An 18,593-nucleotide genomic window follows, 5' to 3' on the forward strand; every position below is an offset into this window, starting at 1 on the left:
ACTTGCATGTATTAGGCACGCCGCCAGCGTTCATCCTGAGCCAGGATCAAACTCTCCAATAAAGTTAGTTTGTCTAGCATCTAAAATAAAAATTGACGTTTCACGTTGTTTGTTTCGTTTAGTTTTCAAAGTTCAATATCGCGTTTCAGCGACTTTTATAATATATCATAGTATATTATTTTCGTCAACAAGTTTTTTCGATAAGTTATATCTCTCATTTGCTGACTCTGCCTATTATATAGGCTTTCTTTTCCCTATGCAAGTATTATTATAAAAAAATAAAGAGAGGGAAAATCCCCTCTCTTATTCTTCTGAAGAAACCTCTTCACTCGTTTCTTCCTCTTCATCTTTTTGTGCTTTTGCTACCGTCGCTACCTCTTGGTCTTCCTCTAATCGAATTAGACGAACACCTTGTGTATTACGTCCCATTTGAGAGATTTGATCAACTGGCATACGAATAATAACGCCTGCCGCTGTAATTAACATAATATCTTCTTCACCTGTCACAGATTTAACAGCTACTAATTTACCGTTCTTATCTGTAATGTTACAAGTTTTCAGACCTTTACCACCGCGACTTTGCAGACGGTATTCATCAATCGGTGTACGCTTTCCGTAACCATTTTTCGTTACAATTAGAACATTTACATCCTCTTCGACAATTTCCATACCTACAACTTGGTCTTCATCGCCCAACGTAATAGCTTTAACACCTGCAGCATTACGTCCCATAGAACGAACATCTTGTTCATTGAAACGAATTAGCATACCGTTACTTGTCCCGACAATAATATCCTTATCACCCGATGTTAAACGTACAGATATTACCTCATCCTCTTCACGAAGAGAAATTGCAATTAAACCATTTGTACGTATATTTGCAAATGATGAAAGTGGCGTTCTCTTAGAAACCCCTTGTTTTGTCGTAAAGAATAAGAACTGATCGTCACCAAATTCACGAATCGGAATAATAGCGTTAATCCACTCACCCTTATCTACCCCTAATAGGTTAATAATTGGTAGTCCTTTTGCAGTACGACTATACTCTGGAATTTCATATCCTTTCGTACGGTATACTTTACCCTTGTTTGTAAAGAATAAAATATGATCATGAGTAGACGTTGTTAATAAATGTTCAACAAAGTCATCATCATTCGTACCCATTCCTTGCACACCACGTCCCCCACGGTTCTGTGTTTTGTACGTAGAAGCTGGTAACCTCTTAATATAACCGTTATGAGTTAACGTAATCGCAATGTTTTGTTCAGGAATTAAATCTTCATCTTCAATAAATTCCATACCGCCAATTGTAATTTCTGTTCGTCTCTTATCATTGAAACGTTCTTTTACTTCTGTTAATTCTTCACGAATAATCTCAAGAACTTTCTCTTCATCTGCTAAAATCGCTTTTAATTCAGCAATTAACTTCATTAAGTCTTGATATTCTTGCTCAATTTTTTCACGTTCTAATCCAGTTAAGCGTTGCAGACGCATATCTAAAATCGCTTGCGCTTGTTTTTCACTTAAACCGAAACGTTCCATTAAGCCTTGCTTTGCAATATCTGCCGTTTTTGAACTACGAATTAACGTAATTACTTCATCAAGATGATCTAAAGCAATTCGTAATCCTTCTAAAATATGAGCACGTGCTTCTGCTTTTTCTAATTCATAAGCAGTACGTCTACGAATTACTACCTTCTGATGCTCTAAATAATGATATAGATTTTGTTTTAAATTTAGTACTTGTGGCTCTCCATTTACAAGAGACAACATATTAATACCGAAACTCGTTTGAAGCGCTGTATGTTTGTATAGATTGTTTAATAGTACGTTTGCATTAGCATCACGACGTACTTCCATGACAATACGCATACCATTACGATCTGATTCATCACGTAAATCTGTAATACCTTCAATTTTCTTATCGCGAACTAATTCTGCGATTTTTTCAATTAATCGTGCCTTATTAACTTGATAAGGTAGTTCAGTTACGATAATAGATTGTTTACCGTTTGACTTCTCTTCAATTTCAACCTTAGCACGAAGCATAATGGAACCGCGACCTGTTTCATAAGCTCTTCGAATTCCACTTCTTCCTAAAATTAAACCTGCCGTCGGAAAGTCTGGACCGGGAATATATTCCATCAATTCCGCGATAGTAATATCAGGATTATGACTTAATGCCAGCACACCATCAATTACTTCGCCAAGCTGATGCGGCGGTATATTTGTTGCCATACCAACAGCAATACCTGTTGTACCGTTTACTAATAAATTAGGGAAACGCGCTGGTAATACTATCGGTTCTCTTTCGGAACCATCATAGTTATCTTGATAATCAATTGTATTTTTTGAAATATCACGTATTAATTCCATAGAAATCTTAGACATTCTTGCCTCTGTATAACGCATTGCCGCTGCTGAATCTCCATCTACAGAACCGAAGTTACCATGCCCATCTACAAGCATATAACGTTGACTAAAATCTTGCGCCATACGTACCATTGTTTCATAAACGGCTGAATCACCATGAGGGTGATACTTACCGATTACTTCACCGACAATACGTGCTGATTTCTTATACGCTTTATCAGCTGTAATTCCTAAATCATTCATCGCATATAAAACCCTGCGATGTACAGGTTTTAACCCATCACGAACATCTGGTAATGCACGAGATACGATAACACTCATTGCGTAATCTAAAAATGAGGTACGCATTTCATGACTAATATTAATTTCTCGAATTCGTGCTTGTTGTTGATTGTCTGACATCAACGAGCACCTCCTCTTACATTTCCGTTACACATACATTGATTTATATGTAGAAGACAGGAATACTTAGATTCCTGTCATTACTCATTTAAATATCAAGGTTCTTCACGTATTTTGCATTCTCTTGAATAAAGTTACGACGTGGTTCCACTTTATCACCCATTAAAATTTCAAACGTTTCGTCTGCTTCTATTGCATCTTGAAGAGAAACTTGAAGTAACGAACGTACTTCTGGATCCATTGTCGTCTCCCATAGCTGAGTTGGATTCATCTCTCCAAGACCTTTATAACGTTGAATTCCTGGTTTTGGCTGGGCCGGTAGCTCAGCTAATATTTTTTCAAGTTCGTTATCATTATAAGCATATTGAATTTTTTTACCTTGTTGTATTTTAAACAAAGGTGGTTGTGCGATATATATATATCCATACTCAATTATTTGACGCATATAACGATAGAAGAACGTTAATAATAGGGTACGAATATGCGCACCATCAACATCGGCATCGGTCATAATAATAACTTTATGATAACGTGCTTTTTCAATATCGAAGTCTCCACCAATATTTGTACCAATCGCCGTAATAATTGTACGAACTTCATCATTTGATAAAATCTTATCTAAGCGTGCCTTTTCAACATTAATAATTTTACCCTTCAACGGTAAAATTGCTTGGAAATGACGATCGCGTCCTTGTTTTGCAGATCCACCGGCAGAGTCACCCTCTACGATGTAAATTTCACTAATTGCTGGATCTTTCGAAGAGCAATCAGCTAATTTACCAGGTAAACTTGAAACTTCTAACGCACTCTTTCGACGTGTCAATTCACGTGCTTTTTTCGCAGCTACACGTGCACGTGCAGCCATCGTACCTTTTTCTACAATTTTTCGCGCTACATTAGGATTCTCTAGTAAGAACTTTTCAAATGCCTCTGAGAATACAGACTCTGTAATCGTTCTTGCTTCACTATTCCCAAGTTTTGTCTTCGTTTGTCCTTCAAATTGTGGATTTGGATGCTTAATTGATACAATTGCTGTTAAACCTTCACGAACATCCTCACCAGTTAAATTACTGTCCGCATCTTTTAAAATGCTGTTTTTACGACCATAGTCGTTGATTACACGAGTTAAAGCTGTCTTAAAACCTACCTCATGTGTACCACCTTCATACGTATGGATGTTATTCGTAAATGAGTAAATATTATTTGTGTATCCCTCGTTATATTGAAGAGAAACCTCAACCTGAATACCATCTTTTGAACCCTCTACGTACACAGGCTCTTCATGAATTGGTTGTTTTGAGCGATTTAAATGCTCAACGTATGATTTAATTCCACCTTCGTAATGGAATTCTTTCTTTTGCTTATGTTCACGTTTATCTTCAATTGTTAATTTAATATTACGATTTAAAAACGCTAATTCACGCATACGAGTTGCTAGCGTATCAAAATCGTATACTGTTGTTTCTTGGAAAATTTCCGGATCTGGTTTAAACCGAGTTATTGTTCCTGTTTGATCTGTGTCACCAATGACTTTTAAATCCGCAACCGGAATACCTCTTTCGTATTTTTGGTAATGAATTTTACCTTCACGATGTACAAATACTTCTAGTTCTGTTGATAGAGCATTTACAACCGATGCCCCAACACCATGTAAACCACCGGAAACTTTATAACCGCCACCGCCAAATTTACCACCGGCGTGGAGAACAGTCATAATAACTTCTACAGCTGGACGTCCCATTTTTTCTTGTATACCAACTGGAATACCACGCCCATTATCCGTTACACGAATACTATTATCTTCTTCGATACTAACATTAATTTCATCACAATAACCTGCAAGTGCTTCATCAATACTATTATCTACGATTTCCCACACAAGATGGTGAAGCCCTTTTCCACTTGTAGATCCAATATACATACCAGGGCGTTTCCGAACTGCCTCTAGTCCTTCAAGCACCTGTATCTGACTTTCATCATATGCATTTTCTTGCATTTGCTTTTGTTCCATTGACACAAAGATCACCTACTTTTCCATTTAAACAGGGGTTATTCCCTATCTATTTCACAATCTACAGTGCCGTTCGTTACATGAATTGTTTTCGCTTCTTTTAATGTTTCGTGTTCAATTCCGTCGACACTCGTCGTTGTAACAAATGTTTGCACTTTTCCTTGAATTGTATTTAAAAGATGTGATTGACGATAATCATCTAATTCTGATAAAACATCATCCAACAAAAGGATTGGATATTCTTTAACCTCTGAATAAATCAATTCAATTTCAGCTAATTTTAGGGATAGTGCGGTCGTTCGTTGTTGTCCTTGCGAACCAAAGACTTGAACATTTTTACTATTAACGAAGAATTGTAAATCGTCACGATGAGGACCAATTAAAGTCGTACCACGGAAAATTTCACGTTGTTTCACAGATTGAAAACTTTCATAGTATACTTCTTTTATTTTCGACAAATCCATTGATTCTGATACATCTACACTTGGTTTATAGACAATTTCTAACTCTTCTAATCCACGGCTTATACCTCGATGAATTGGAGCTGCCCATTCCTGTAGCAAATGCAAAAATTCAAAACGTTTTTGCAGTATTTTCGCACCATGATCAATTAGTTGAAGTGTAAATACATCCAACATCGTTTCCTCATTCTTACTATTCCCTTGCATTTTTTTCAACAAGTGATTTCGTTGCGTGAGCACCTTTTGATATTGACTTAATTCATACAAATATACAGGAGCTATTTGTCCTAATTCCATATCTAAAAAGCGTCTTCTTACTTGAGGGCTTCCTTTTACAAGATTTAAATCTTCTGGGGCAAACATGACAACGTTCATCACGCCAATATATTGACTTAACTTTTGTTGTTCAAGTTGATTTAATTTTGCCTTTTTACCTTTTTTCGAAATATTTAATTCCAAAGACAAAGAACTATTTCTTTTTTGTAATTTCCCTTTTATTTGACCAAAATCTTCATCCCAGCGGATAAGTTCGCGATCATTAGAGGTTCTATGAGATTTCGCCATCGCTAAAACATAAATAGCTTCCATCAAGTTTGTTTTCCCTTGTGCATTTTCGCCGATAATTACATTTACCTTATCTTCAAAGGAAAGCTCTAATTTTTCATAATTGCGATAGTTTTTTAATTGTATTTCTGAAATAAACAAAGGGCTCCCCCTTTATGCCTGAACTTGGAAAGTTCCGCTTCCTGGAATTTCAATAACATCATTCGCATATAGTTTGCGACCTCTTCTATTTTCAAGTTCGTTGTTCACGTACACTTCATATTCTTGTAAAAACCATTTTACAGCGCCACCTGTATCAATTACATCAGCTAACTTTAAAAATTGTCCTAGTGTAATATACTCTGTTGAAATTTTAATACGTTTCATAAAATCGCTCACTTTCTGAAAGTGTTCATTCTTTCATTGTACTAAATAAACTAGCATTAGGAAAGTAATACCCAAAAATCAAATAAGGGCCACTAGCATCTTTAAACTAGCAACCCTTATTCCTTACCTAGTAAGTACGAACCGGTAAAATTAATTGAATAATTGAATCATCATTTACTGTACGAATTAAGAACGGTCTCATCGCCCCAGTAAAGCTAACTTTAATCTCTGTACTATCCAAAGCTTTCAATGCATCCATCATATATTTTGCACTAAAAGATATTTTTAACTCTTCTCCATCTACTTTTTCACATTGTACTTCTTCGACAACTTTTCCGATTTCTGGTGAATTCGAAGAAATCTCTAGCATTTCTTGCTCTAAAGTTGATAATTTAACAACGTTATTGCGGCCATCTCTTGCTAATAGTGAAGCACGATCAATTGCTTGTAGGAATTCTTTTGTATTCACAAAAATATCCGTTTTACTCTCTGCCGGAATTAAACGTGTCGTATCAGGATAATTTCCTTCTAACAATCTTGAGAAGAATAATAAATGTTTTGTACGGAATAATACTTGATACTCCGTAATAACGATATCTACCATTTCTTCAGACTCATCTAAAATTTTACTTAATTCATTTAAGCTCTTACCTGGAATAACAACATTAGCTTGGAACTCATCTGCAATATTATGTCCTTCAATTTTTGCTTTTCGAAGTGCCAGTCTATGACTATCTGTTGCAATACAAGTTAACTCGCTGTTATATACCTTCCAGTTTACACCTGTCAAGATTGGTCTTGTTTCAGAAGTAGAAACTGCAAATACAGTTTGTCTGATCATATGCTTAAGTAAATCTGTTGGTATCTTAAATACATGATGTTCTTCAATCTGTGGCAATAACGGATATTCTGCAGAATCTAAACCATTTAAGTTAAACTCTGATTTTCCAGATTTTATTTTTGTCATAAAATGATTTTCCACAGAAATTTCGACAGTGTCTTTAGGTAGTTTTTTTACAATCTCACTAAAATATTTTGCTTGTAAAACAATGCTTCCTGATTGAGCTATTTCTACGATTTCTTTTCCATCTTCTTCGACTGGAATAAACGATTCAATAGAAATATCAGCATCGCTTCCTGTTAATGTAACCCCTTCTTCAGTAGCTACAACTTTAATTCCCGTAAGGATTGGGATTGTTGTACGAGAAGAAACTGCCTTCATTACATCTTGTACACCTCTTACAAGATAGTCTTTTTGTATTGTAAAACGCATAAAGAAAAACCTCCGGTAAGTATAAGATTTTATTTAATTAATAAGGATAAAAAATAGTAGTAATAGTAATAGGGCTTGTGGATATGTGGATAACCCCTCTAAAGGATGTAAAAACAGTCTATCTACATGTGGATAGACTGTGCGTAAAACAAGGTAAGTTATTCACACTATTCAGCTACTACTTTAAAATACCATTAATTTCTTCAACTTGCTTTTGTAATTGCGTATCGGTTTTTAGTAGTTTAGAGATTTTTTCATGGGCATGGATAACTGTTGTATGATCACGTCCACCAAATTCTTCACCTATTTTTGGTAAAGATGAATCTGTAAGCTCGCGTGATAAATACATTGCAATTTGGCGAGGAAACGCAACTGATTTTGTACGTTTTTTCGCTTTAAAATCTTCTAATTTCACTTGATAAACGTCCCCGACAGCTTTTTGAATATCATAAATAGAGATAATTTTCGGCTTAGAATTTGGAATAATATCTTTAAGTGCTTCAGCTGCTAAATCAGCATTAATATCTTTATTAATTAAAGATGAATAAGCTACAACTCGGATAAGTGCACCTTCTAATTCACGAATATTTGAATCAATTTGATTTGCGATATAAAGCATAACTTCATTTGGTATATCAAGCCCTTCAGCTTTTGCTTTTTTGCGTAAAATCGCAATTCGTGTTTCTAAATCTGGCGGCGTAATATCTGTAATGAGTCCCCATTCAAAGCGGGAACGAAGACGATCTTCTAAAGTCGGAATTTCTTTTGGTGGTCGATCACTAGAAATTACAATTTGTTTACTTTCTTCGTGTAATGCATTAAATGTATGGAAAAACTCTTCTTGAGTTTGTTCTTTTCCAGCAAGAAATTGAATATCATCTATCAATAAAACATCTACGTTGCGATATTTATTACGAAAATCAACAGCTTTATTATCACGAATAGAGTTAATAAATTCATTTGTAAATTTTTCTGATGATAAATATACAACTTTTGCATTTGGATTATGTTCAATTACATAATGACCAATCGCGTGCATTAAATGCGTCTTTCCAAGTCCAACGCCCCCGTAAATAAAGAGTGGATTATACGCTTTAGCTGGCGCCTCAGCTACAGCTAATGAAGCTGCATGGGCAAAACGGTTACCAGAGCCAATAACAAATGTATCAAATGTATATTTTGGATTTAACATGCTCTGTGGTAAATGAGCTGAATCATCTTGTGCTGGATTCGGCTTAACTGGAGGAAGATCAATGTCCTCTTCAGCTTGACTTTGGGGAATAATAAAGCGAATTGCTAATTTTGCCCCTGTTAAATCGTATAGTGTTTCTGAAATTAGTTCAGAGTAATGAGATTCTAGCCAGTCACGAGCAAATTCATTTGGAGCTGTAATCGTTAATACGTCTTTCTTCAAGTTATGAGCCGTTGTGGATTTTAACCATGTCTCATAACTAGGCTTGCTTACCTTTTTTTCTAATTCTTTTAATGCACTATTCCATAAATCAGAGATATTTTCCAAAGGTGTCCCTCCTTTACTAAATTGGTAAAAGAATAAGGTTGCGCAACAAATGTACAACCCAATAAATATAAAATGTATATTTATACGAAACGTATTTTAAAACCTAAAAACGTCGTTTGTATATGAGATAGGGTTTTCGACAAAAAAAGCAAATGTGGACAACTATTTACCCACATGTGATTAAAACTGTCCACATGTTATACACAAATTGTGGATAAAATAAAGATGTGGAAAACTTATTCAAAGTGAAAACACAACTATAATATCAAAAAAAAGTGGCTATAGCAATGAATTTAAGAAAGTTATCCACAAAATCAATACCTTGTGGAATAAACTTGTCCACAACACGATATACTGTGTAAAAGTGTGAAAAAAGTTTGTGGATATAAAAAACATGAAAAAACATTTATCCACAAGGAAATATAGGTGCTGTGAAAAAGTATGTGAATAGGTTCAAAATGAATATTTGATGAAAATTTCTAGAACCATTGACATTTTCCTAGTTGATTAACTATAATTTATAGGACTGTCTTTAACAGATATTCCTCAGGGAGGTGTCATATAATGAAAAGAACTTACCAACCAAATAAACGTAAGCGCAGCAAAGTACATGGTTTCCGCAGCCGTATGAGCACAGCGAACGGACGTAAAGTGCTAGCAGCTCGTCGTCGTAAAGGAAGAAAAGTATTATCTGCGTAGACCACTGATCGTTCAGTGGTCTTTTTTTCTAATAATAGTGAATTTCCGCTGATGAAATACAGGAGTGTCAATTGATATGAAGAAAAAACATCGTATAAAGAAGAATGATGAATTCCAGGCGGTTTTTCAAAAAGGAAAATCAAATGCGAATCGTCAGTTTGTTGTATACCAATTAGATAAAGAAGAACAGCCAAACTTTCGCATCGGCCTTTCTGTTAGCAAGAAAATAGGAAATGCAGTAGTTCGTAATCGAATTAAGCGCATGATTCGTCAGGCTATTACAGAGTTAAAAGATGAGATAGATTCTGGAAAAGATTTTGTTATAATAGCAAGGAAGCCTTGTGCAGAGATGACATATGAAGAAGTAAAGAAAAGCTTAATTCATGTCTTTAAACGCTCTGGTATGAAAAGAATAAAAAAGTAGCGTAAGGAAATGAATTACACTATATACATACCGATACAAGGAGGAGTAGGCTTTGAAAAAGAAATTAGGTTTACTAGCCATGCTTATTGCATTAATGGCGATTACTGCTGGCTGTAGTGAAGTAAATCAGCCAATTACACCAAAAAGCACTGGAATTTGGAATGAATACTTCGTATACCCGCTTTCTCAGTTAATCACGTATTTTGCAAACTTATTTAACAGTAATTATGGTTTAGCAATTGTTGTTACGACTCTTATCATTCGTTTTGCGTTATTACCATTAATGATTAAACAAACGAAGAGTACGAAAGCGATGCAAGCGTTACAACCGGAAATGGTGAAGTTAAAAGAGAAATATAGCTCTAAAGATCAAGCGACACAGCAAAAACTGCAGCAAGAAATGATGCAGTTATACCAAAAAAATGGTGTAAATCCATTAGCTGGTTGTTTACCAATCTTTATTCAAATGCCAATTCTGTTCGCTTTTTATCATGCAATTATGAGAACAGCTGAAATTAAACAACATAGTTTCTTATGGTTCGATTTAGGACATGCAGACCCGTTTTATATCTTACCGGTCGTTGCAGCAATTACGACATTTATTCAGCAAAAGCTTGCAATGGCAGGAACAGCTGGTCAAAATCCACAAATGGCAATGATGCTTTGGCTTATGCCGATTATGATTTTAATCTTTGCAATTAACTTCCCAGCTGCATTATCACTTTACTGGGTTGTTGGTAATATCTTTGGTATTGCTCAAATGTACTTTATTAAAGGGCCAGAGATTAAGGCTAGTAAGGCTGGAGGCTCAAGCAAGTGAGTGTAATTACTGCTAAAGGACAAACAGTCGAGCTGGCAGTAGAGGATGCTTTAAGGCAATTAAATACATCAAAAGATCGAGTAGATATAAATATTGTCGATGAGGGTAAAAGGGGATTCTTAGGTTTATTTGGGAATCGCCCTGCAGTAGTAGAAGTTGCATTGAAGAAAGATCCAATTCAAGAATGTGAAGAATATTTAAGAAATGTTATTCACGATATGGGTGTGGAAGTTGAGATTAGTAAAATTGTAAAAGGACGCGAAATCGAATTTACAATTTCTGGTGATGATGTAGGTGTTTTAATTGGGAAAAGAGGTAATACATTGAACTCTTTACAGTATTTAACAAAACTTGTCGCGAATCGTAACACGAAGCAGTATATCGGTATTACACTAGATGCTGAAAATTATCGTAGTAAAAGAAAAAGTACTTTAGAATCACTTTCTTATCGATTAGCCAAACAAGTATTTAATACGAAAAAAAGAGTTATTTTAGAACCGATGCCATCTTTTGAACGAAAAATTATTCATCAGGCATTATCAAATCATCAAGGTATCAATACAACTTCTGAAGGAAATGAACCACATCGGCATGTTGTAATATCTCCTAAATGACCGGTTGCTCAAATGAGTGCCGGTTTTTTTGAGCGAAAAATAGATGTGGATAACTAAAAAAACACTAAACTTATCCACTGTGAATAAGTTTAGTGTTTTTTACATGGGGATATAATAAAATGAGTTATTCTTCTTTTGTAGATAGGTTCGTTATGGTATCCTAATAATTTAGTGAAAGAAATAATCATGTTGAAATAGAGATAAATAAGCAAGTGAGGTGAAAGGACATGGAATTTGATACAATTGCTGCGATTTCCACAGCGCTTGGAGAGGGTGCAATTGCCATTGTTCGAGTAAGTGGGGATGATGCGGTTGAGAAAGTTGACCGTATTTTTAAGGGGAAGGATTTAACAGAGGTTCCTTCTCACACTATTCATTATGGTCATATTGTTGATTTAGATACAAATCAAGTTATTGAAGAAGTTATGGTGTCTATTATGCGCGCACCAAGGACTTTTACACGTGAAAATATAGTGGAAATTAACTGTCACGGTGGACTTGTTTCAGTAAATAAAGTATTGCAACTTATTCTAGCACAAGGAGTACGATTGGCAGAACCGGGCGAATTTACAAAACGTGCTTTTTTAAATGGACGTATCGATTTATCACAAGCAGAAGCGGTTATGGATTTGATTCGAGCAAAAACAGATCGTGCAATGAATGTAGCAATTAATCAAATGGAAGGGCGATTATCTAAATTAATTGGTCTTTTGCGTCAAGAAATATTAGAAACATTAGCTCATGTTGAGGTAAATATAGATTATCCAGAATACGATGATGTAGAAGAGATGACACATAATATTTTAATTGAGAAAGCGACGCATGTTCGTTCGGAAATCGAAAAAATATTAGAAACATCAAAACAAGGGAAAATTTTACGTGAAGGTATTGCTACAGCAATTATCGGTAGACCTAATGTTGGGAAATCATCGTTATTAAATAGTCTTGTTCAGGAGAAAAAGGCAATTGTAACTGATATTGCAGGAACAACTCGTGATGTTATTGAAGAGTACGTTAACGTGCGTGGTGTACCTCTTAAACTTATAGATACAGCCGGTATTCGGGAGACGGAAGATGTTGTTGAACGAATTGGTGTGGAACGTTCAAAAGAAATGATGAGCCAAGCGGATTTAGTATTAGTTGTTGTCAACTATAGCGAGGCTTTAACAAATGAGGATGAAGATCTATTCCGTGCGGTACAAGGAAAAGACTTTATTGTTATTGTGAATAAGACGGATTTACCGCAAGCGATTGATATGGAACGTGTTACAGAGTTAGCCGCGGGAAATCGTGTTATTACAACATCCTTAATTGAGGAACAAGGAATAGATGAACTCGAAAAGGCAATAGCTGATTTATTCTTTGAAGGAACAATCGATTCTGCAGATATGACATATGTTTCTAATGCAAGACATATTGGATTATTAACACAAGCAGGAAAAACAATCGGTGATGCAGTTGAGGCGATTGAAAATGGTGTACCAATTGATATGGTACAAATTGATTTAACAAGAACGTGGGAAATACTTGGTGAAATTACTGGGGACACAGTGCATGAAAGCTTAATTGACCAGTTGTTCTCTCAATTTTGTTTAGGAAAATAATATAGTGAAGTTGTAGAAAGATAGAGATTATTAGGAGGAATAAACAATGGGATACAATGCCGGTTCATACGATGTCATAGTAATCGGTGCAGGTCATGCAGGATGTGAAGCTGGTCTTGCGGCAGCACGAATGGGCTCAAAAACATTAATGTTAACAATTAACTTGGATATGGTAGCATTCATGCCATGTAACCCTTCTGTTGGTGGACCAGCAAAAGGGATTGTTGTTCGTGAAATTGATGCATTAGGCGGAGAAATGGGACGTAATATTGATAAAACTCATATTCAAATGCGTATGCTAAATACAGGTAAGGGACCAGCCGTACGTGCACTTCGAGCACAAGCTGATAAATTCTCTTACCAACATGAATTAAAGAAAACAATTGAAGAAACACCAAACTTAACGTTGTTCCAAGGAATGGTAGAGCGTTTAATCGTTGAAGAAGGTGTATGTAAAGGGGTAGTTACACAAGCGGGTGCAGAATATACAGCAAAAACCGTTGTAATTACAACTGGAACATTTTTACGCGGCGAGATTATCATGGGCGACTTAAAATATTCAAGCGGTCCAAATAATCAGCAACCGTCTATTACATTATCTGAGCATTTAGAGGAGCTTGGTTTTGATCTTGTTAGATTTAAAACAGGGACACCTCCGCGTGTAAACAGTAATACAATTGACTACAGTAAAACAGAAATTCAACCAGGTGATGATAAGCCACGTGCGTTCTCTTTTGAAACAACGAAATTTATTATGGATCAAATTCCATGTTGGTTGACATATACAAGTACAGAAACACACCGTTTAATAGATGAAAATTTACATCGTTCAGCTATGTATTCTGGTATGATTAAAGGAACAGGTCCTAGATACTGTCCTTCTATTGAAGACAAAGTAGTAAGATTTAATGATAAACCACGTCATCAAATTTTCTTAGAGCCAGAAGGGCGTAATACACAAGAAGTATATGTACAAGGTTTATCCACAAGCTTACCAGAAGATGTACAACGTGACATGCTTAGAACAATTCCAGGCCTAGAAAATGTTGAAATGATGCGTACAGGTTATGCAATTGAATATGATGCAATTGTGCCAACACAACTATGGCCAACACTTGAAACGAAAAAGATTAAAAATTTATATACAGCAGGACAAATTAATGGAACTTCTGGTTACGAAGAGGCGGCCGGACAAGGGCTTATGGCTGGAATTAATGCAGCATGCCGTTCTTTAGGTAAAGAAGAAGTTGTTTTAGGTCGCGAGGATGCTTATATTGGTGTCTTAATTGATGATCTTGTAACGAAAGGTACAAATGAACCATATCGTTTATTAACGTCTCGTGCAGAATACCGTCTATTATTACGCCATGATAATGCTGATCTTCGTTTAACTGAAGTTGGTCGTGAAATTGGATTAATTAAAGAAGAGCGCTATGAGCGATTTACAAATAAAAAATTACAAATTGAACAGGAAAAGGAACGTTTAAGCAGCATTATTATTAAACCACGTCCTGAAGTTCAAGAATTAATTCGCAATATTGGCGGAAGTGAATTGAAAGATGGAATACGTGCAAGTGACTTATTACGTCGTCCAGAGATGACATATGAGCATATTCATCTTTTAGTACCAAGTGAAGTAGAATTAAGTGATGAAGTTAAAGAACAAGTTGAAATTCAGATTAAGTATGAAGGGTATATTGAAAAATCTTTACAGCAAGTAGAGCGTATGAAGAAAATGGAGAGTAAAAAAATCCCTGTAGATATTGATTATGATGCGATTTCTAGCCTTGCCTCAGAAGCTAGACAGAAATTGAAAGATGTTCGTCCACTTTCAATGGGGCAGGCTTCACGTATTTCTGGCGTAAATCCAGCGGATATTTCCATTTTACTTGTGTATATAGAACAAGGAAAAATTGCACGCGTATCGAACCAATAAATAGTAAGGAGATATTGCTAGATGAACATAGAACAATTTCAATCTATGCTAGAAGAGAAGGGAATTACCCTCTCTTCTAGACAGTTAGAGCAGTTCAAAATCTACTTTGAAACATTAGTAGAGTGGAATGAAAAAATGAACTTAACGGCTATTACAGAAAAAGAAGAAGTATATTTAAAACACTTTTTTGATTCCATTACAGCTGCTTTTTATTATGATTTTTCAAAACCATTCTCAATTTGCGATGTTGGTGCAGGGGCTGGATTCCCAAGTATTCCTTTAAAAATTTGTTTCCCGCATTTAAAAGTAACAATTGTAGATTCGTTGCAAAAACGTATTAATTTCTTAAATCACTTAGCCCAAAAGTTAGAATTAAGTGATGTTGCATTTTGTCACGATCGTGCTGAAACGTTTGGGAAAAAAGAAGGTGTACGTGAATCATACGATATTGTAATGGCACGTGCAGTTGCGCGTCTTTCTGTATTAAGTGAGCTATGTTTACCGCTTGTAAAAGTTAGAGGAACATTCATTGCAATGAAAGGTGCAGCAGCAAACGAAGAAATTGAAAATGGTAAGTATGCTTTAGAGGTGCTAGGCGGAGAGTTAAAAGAGATGTCTACGTTCCAATTACCGTTTGAAGAGAGTGAACGTAATATTTTATTAATCGAGAAAAAGCGCAAGACACCAAAGAAATATCCACGCAAACCGGGAACACCCAATAAATTACCTATTGAAAAATAAATCTTATTAGACGTAAGATTAAATTATATAAATGAAAACGTAAATGTTTCATAGGAAACATTTTATTGAGAATAGTCAATAGGCCTAAAAGGTGGTGGAATATGTATGAAAAATACGTTTTCTCGTTTATTTGGCTTTGGAGATAAAGAGAGCGAATTCGAATTACAAGACGAAAGCCATGAAGAGATAGATAAAAAGGTATATGAAGAAATACAAGAAATTCCGATAGTAAATATTACCCCTAACCGTTATCAACCAAGAACAGTTTTTGATGATGCGCGTATTGATGAGCTAGCATTAACAATTCGTACACATGGACTTATTCAGCCGATTGTTGTAAGGCAATATGAGGATGATAAGTACGAGATTATTGCTGGAGAAAGACGTTTTCGCGCGGCAACAAAGTTAGGTTGGGAAAAGGTTCCTGCAATTATAAAGAACTTAAATGATACAGAGACAGCTTCTGTAGCTTTAATTGAAAACTTGCAACGTGAGGAACTAACAGCAATCGAGGAAGCTGTGGCATATCAAAAGCTGATTGAGTTACATAATTTAACACAAGAAGCATTGGCACAACGACTTGGAAAAGGACAATCTACAATCGCAAATAAGTTGCGATTGTTAAAGTTGCCTGAAGAAATAAAGAATGCATTATTAGAAAAAAGTATTACAGAACGTCACGCCCGCGCTCTCATTCCTTTAAAAAATGAGGAATTACAACTGAAGGTTTTACAGGAAATTGTGGAGAAACAACTAAATGTAAAGCAAACAGAAGAACGAATTGCGAAGTTACTAGAGGAAGCGAAACCGAAGCGTAAGGCAAAGCAAAAAGCAGTAAGTCGAGATACGAGGATTGCTATGAATACAATTAGACAATCTTTACAAATGGTTACTGAAAGTGGTTTGAATGTTAATTCTGAGGAAGAAGAATTTGATGAGTACTATCAAATTACAATTAAAATTCCAAAGAAAAAATAATAATGACGTGCTAGAGACCTTATCCTATTGGAGAGGTCTCTTTTACTATATTTTCTTGTTAAATGAAGAAGGAGTTTAGAAATAAATTTTGAAGTTTAATAAAGGACGTAAAAGAAAAAGTTTTATTTCATGTTACAATAAACGTAATTGTTACTAGAATAAGATAGAAAGGTTGAAAGTAGGTGACATCATGGGAAAAATCATTGCTATTGCTAATCAAAAAGGCGGTGTTGGAAAAACAACAACATCTGTTAATTTAGGGGCTGGATTGGCGCAAGTAGGTAAAAAAGTCCTTCTTGTAGATATTGATGCTCAAGGAAATGCAACGACTGGTGTGGGAATTGAAAAATCTGAATTAGATCAATGTATTTACAACGTTCTTGTGGAAGATGCAGATGTTCAAGGGGTTATACAGAAAACCGCAACTGAAAACTTAGATGTTCTACCCGCTACAATTCAATTAGCTGGTGCTGAAATTGAATTGGTACCGACTATTTCCCGGGAAGTACGTTTGCAAAGAGCATTACAGCCAGTTCGTGATGAATATGACTATATTATTATCGACTGTCCCCCATCTTTAGGGTTATTAACGATTAATGCATTAACAGCAGCAGATTCTGTTATTATTCCTGTACAGTGTGAATATTACGCACTAGAAGGGTTAAGTCAGCTATTAAATACAGTTCGACTTGTACAAAAACATTTAAATAAAAATTTAGCAATTCAAGGTGTATTGTTAACAATGTTGGATGCCCGTACAAATTTAGGGATCCAAGTTATAGATGAAGTGAAAAAGTATTTTAGGGATAAAGTATATCGCTCGATTATTCCGCGTAATGTACGCTTGAGCGAGGCTCCAAGTCATGGGAAACCTATTATGCAGTATGACGCTAAATCAAGAGGAGCAGAAGTATATATAGATTTAGCAGAGGAAGTGATTGCAGGTGGCTAAAGGATTAGGAAGAGGAATTAATGTGTTTTTTCCTGATTTAGATGTGAAAGAAGAGGAAACAATTCAGGAGATTCTTGTAACTGAATTAAGGCCGAATCCATATCAACCGCGTAAACACTTTAATAAAGAGGCGATTCAGGAATTAGCAATTTCGATTAAGGAACACGGTATTCTACAACCATTAATTGCTAGGAAGAGTATTAAAGGATATGAAATTGTTGCAGGTGAAAGACGATTTCGTGCTGCAAAAGAGGCTGGTTTAGAAAAAGTACCTGCGGTTGTAAGACAATTAACTGAACAGCAAATGATGGAATTTGCTTTGTTAGAAAACTTACAACGAGAAGATTTAAATCCTATGGAAGAGGCAATGGCATACCAGATGTTAATGAATGAGCTAAATGTAACGCAAGAACAATTAGCGAAACGTCTTGGTAAAAGCAGACCTTACATTGCAAATTATACTCGGTTATTAAGCCTACCTTCTTTCGTACAAGATATGATTGCAAATGGTCAACTTTCAATGGCTCATGGGAGAACTTTACTTACGATAAAAGATGAAGAACAATTGAAGTCCTTATTGAAACGCATTGAAAAAGAAGGATTAAATGTTCGTCAATTAGAGAAAATCGTTCAAGAGATTAATCAACACGTTTCACGTGAAACAAAAAAAGTGAAAAAAGAGCGGAATATATTTTTCGTAGAACGTGAAACGTTCTTAAGAGAAAAGTTTGGCACAGATGTGAAAATTAAAGAAACGAAAAAAGAAAAAGGTAAAATCGAAATTGAATTTTTCAATAAAGAGGATTTAAATCGTATTTTAGAATTATTAGCGCAGAAAAACTAAAAAGCAAACCAT

16 protein-coding genes and 1 rRNA gene are annotated in these 18,593 nt (G+C 35.4%); 10 read left to right on the plus strand and 7 right to left on the minus strand.

Annotated features, from left to right (window positions below; genetic code table 11):
* The 7 genes from CGQ22_RS26415 to dnaA all read right to left on the minus strand — a co-directional run.
* Positions 1–62: ribosomal RNA gene (locus CGQ22_RS26415) — 16S ribosomal RNA — on the minus strand; the annotation flags it as partial.
* A gap of 241 nt (positions 63–303) precedes the next feature.
* Positions 304–2,775: a DNA gyrase subunit A gene (gene gyrA, locus CGQ22_RS26420; protein ID WP_001282864.1), complete on the minus strand. Its 2,472-nt coding sequence runs from the start codon at positions 2,773–2,775 to the stop codon at positions 304–306.
* A gap of 88 nt (positions 2,776–2,863) precedes the next feature.
* Positions 2,864–4,786 (minus strand): DNA topoisomerase (ATP-hydrolyzing) subunit B, encoded by a 1,923-nt coding sequence (gene gyrB, locus CGQ22_RS26425; RefSeq protein ID WP_089149563.1) that lies wholly within the window; start codon positions 4,784–4,786, stop codon positions 2,864–2,866.
* Between the two features lie 38 nt (positions 4,787–4,824).
* Entirely contained in the window at positions 4,825–5,952 is a 1,128-nt protein-coding gene (recF, locus tag CGQ22_RS26430; protein ID WP_089149564.1) for a DNA replication/repair protein RecF, read from the minus strand.
* 12 nt (positions 5,953–5,964) lie between these two features.
* Complete coding sequence (gene yaaA / locus CGQ22_RS26435; RefSeq protein ID WP_000821364.1) at positions 5,965–6,177, minus strand: S4 domain-containing protein YaaA; 213 nt, start codon at positions 6,175–6,177, stop codon at positions 5,965–5,967.
* Positions 6,178–6,304: 127 nt separating this feature from the next.
* Positions 6,305–7,450, minus strand: coding sequence for a DNA polymerase III subunit beta (dnaN, locus tag CGQ22_RS26440; protein ID WP_001212884.1), 1,146 nt, complete (start codon positions 7,448–7,450; stop codon positions 6,305–6,307).
* Between the two features lie 178 nt (positions 7,451–7,628).
* Positions 7,629–8,969, minus strand: a complete 1,341-nt coding sequence (dnaA, locus tag CGQ22_RS26445; RefSeq protein WP_000428017.1) for a chromosomal replication initiator protein DnaA — start codon at positions 8,967–8,969, stop codon at positions 7,629–7,631.
* A gap of 564 nt (positions 8,970–9,533) precedes the next feature.
* Here dnaA and rpmH point away from each other — a divergent pair.
* The 10 genes from rpmH to spo0J all read left to right on the plus strand — a co-directional run bounded on the left by rpmH (position 9,534) and on the right by spo0J (position 18,581).
* Entirely contained in the window at positions 9,534–9,668 is a 135-nt protein-coding gene (gene rpmH, locus CGQ22_RS26450; protein ID WP_000831901.1) for a 50S ribosomal protein L34, read from the plus strand.
* A 76-nt stretch (positions 9,669–9,744) separates the two neighbouring features.
* Positions 9,745–10,092, plus strand: a complete 348-nt coding sequence (gene rnpA / locus CGQ22_RS26455; protein WP_000726618.1) for a ribonuclease P protein component — start codon at positions 9,745–9,747, stop codon at positions 10,090–10,092.
* A gap of 52 nt (positions 10,093–10,144) precedes the next feature.
* The gene (gene spoIIIJ / locus CGQ22_RS26460; protein ID WP_089149565.1) at positions 10,145–10,912 is read left to right on the plus strand and encodes a YidC family membrane integrase SpoIIIJ; all 768 of its coding nucleotides are present in this window, start codon (positions 10,145–10,147) and stop codon (positions 10,910–10,912) included.
* Complete coding sequence (jag, locus tag CGQ22_RS26465) at positions 10,909–11,526, plus strand: RNA-binding cell elongation regulator Jag/EloR (RefSeq protein WP_000111511.1); 618 nt, start codon at positions 10,909–10,911, stop codon at positions 11,524–11,526. The genes spoIIIJ and jag overlap by 4 nt, the downstream gene beginning before the upstream one ends.
* 227 nt (positions 11,527–11,753) lie before the next feature.
* Entirely contained in the window at positions 11,754–13,130 is a 1,377-nt protein-coding gene (gene mnmE / locus CGQ22_RS26470; RefSeq protein ID WP_000393757.1) for a tRNA uridine-5-carboxymethylaminomethyl(34) synthesis GTPase MnmE, read from the plus strand.
* 46 nt (positions 13,131–13,176) lie between these two features.
* Complete coding sequence (gene mnmG / locus CGQ22_RS26475) at positions 13,177–15,066, plus strand: tRNA uridine-5-carboxymethylaminomethyl(34) synthesis enzyme MnmG (RefSeq protein WP_000541054.1); 1,890 nt, start codon at positions 13,177–13,179, stop codon at positions 15,064–15,066.
* 21 nt (positions 15,067–15,087) lie between these two features.
* Entirely contained in the window at positions 15,088–15,807 is a 720-nt protein-coding gene (gene rsmG, locus CGQ22_RS26480) for a 16S rRNA (guanine(527)-N(7))-methyltransferase RsmG (RefSeq protein WP_001019630.1), read from the plus strand.
* Positions 15,808–15,912: 105 nt separating this feature from the next.
* Positions 15,913–16,785, plus strand: coding sequence for a nucleoid occlusion protein (gene noc / locus CGQ22_RS26485; protein WP_000799014.1), 873 nt, complete (start codon positions 15,913–15,915; stop codon positions 16,783–16,785).
* A gap of 190 nt (positions 16,786–16,975) precedes the next feature.
* Positions 16,976–17,737 carry a sporulation initiation inhibitor protein Soj gene (gene soj, locus CGQ22_RS26490; protein WP_000516114.1) on the plus strand — a complete coding sequence of 254 codons (762 nt, stop codon included), beginning with the start codon at positions 16,976–16,978 and terminating at the stop codon, positions 17,735–17,737.
* Positions 17,730–18,581: a stage 0 sporulation protein Spo0J gene (gene spo0J, locus CGQ22_RS26495; protein WP_001051832.1), complete on the plus strand. Its 852-nt coding sequence runs from the start codon at positions 17,730–17,732 to the stop codon at positions 18,579–18,581. The genes soj and spo0J overlap by 8 nt, the downstream gene beginning before the upstream one ends.
* Positions 18,582–18,593: the final 12 nt, after the last annotated feature.

The organism is Bacillus sp. M13(2017) (assembly GCF_002218325.1).
Lineage (GTDB): Bacteria > Bacillota > Bacilli > Bacillales > Bacillaceae_G > Bacillus_A > Bacillus_A thuringiensis_K.

What these genes read in the sequence shown, in the direction of transcription:
- gyrA (WP_001282864.1), bottom strand. Translation starts at nt 2,775, where the DNA reads ATGTCAGACAATCAACAACAAGCACGAATTCGAGAAATTAATATTAGT.
- gyrB (WP_089149563.1), bottom strand. Translation starts at nt 4,786, where the DNA reads ATGGAACAAAAGCAAATGCAAGAAAATGCATATGATGAAAGTCAGATA.
- yaaA (WP_000821364.1), bottom strand. Translation starts at nt 6,177, where the DNA reads ATGAAACGTATTAAAATTTCAACAGAGTATATTACACTAGGACAATTT.
- dnaN (WP_001212884.1), bottom strand. Translation starts at nt 7,450, where the DNA reads ATGCGTTTTACAATACAAAAAGACTATCTTGTAAGAGGTGTACAAGAT.
- rpmH (WP_000831901.1), top strand. Translation starts at nt 9,534, where the DNA reads ATGAAAAGAACTTACCAACCAAATAAACGTAAGCGCAGCAAAGTACAT.
- rnpA (WP_000726618.1), top strand. Translation starts at nt 9,745, where the DNA reads ATGAAGAAAAAACATCGTATAAAGAAGAATGATGAATTCCAGGCGGTT.
- mnmE (WP_000393757.1), top strand. Translation starts at nt 11,754, where the DNA reads ATGGAATTTGATACAATTGCTGCGATTTCCACAGCGCTTGGAGAGGGT.
- mnmG (WP_000541054.1), top strand. Translation starts at nt 13,177, where the DNA reads ATGGGATACAATGCCGGTTCATACGATGTCATAGTAATCGGTGCAGGT.
- rsmG (WP_001019630.1), top strand. Translation starts at nt 15,088, where the DNA reads ATGAACATAGAACAATTTCAATCTATGCTAGAAGAGAAGGGAATTACC.
- noc (WP_000799014.1), top strand. Translation starts at nt 15,913, where the DNA reads ATGAAAAATACGTTTTCTCGTTTATTTGGCTTTGGAGATAAAGAGAGC.
- soj (WP_000516114.1), top strand. Translation starts at nt 16,976, where the DNA reads ATGGGAAAAATCATTGCTATTGCTAATCAAAAAGGCGGTGTTGGAAAA.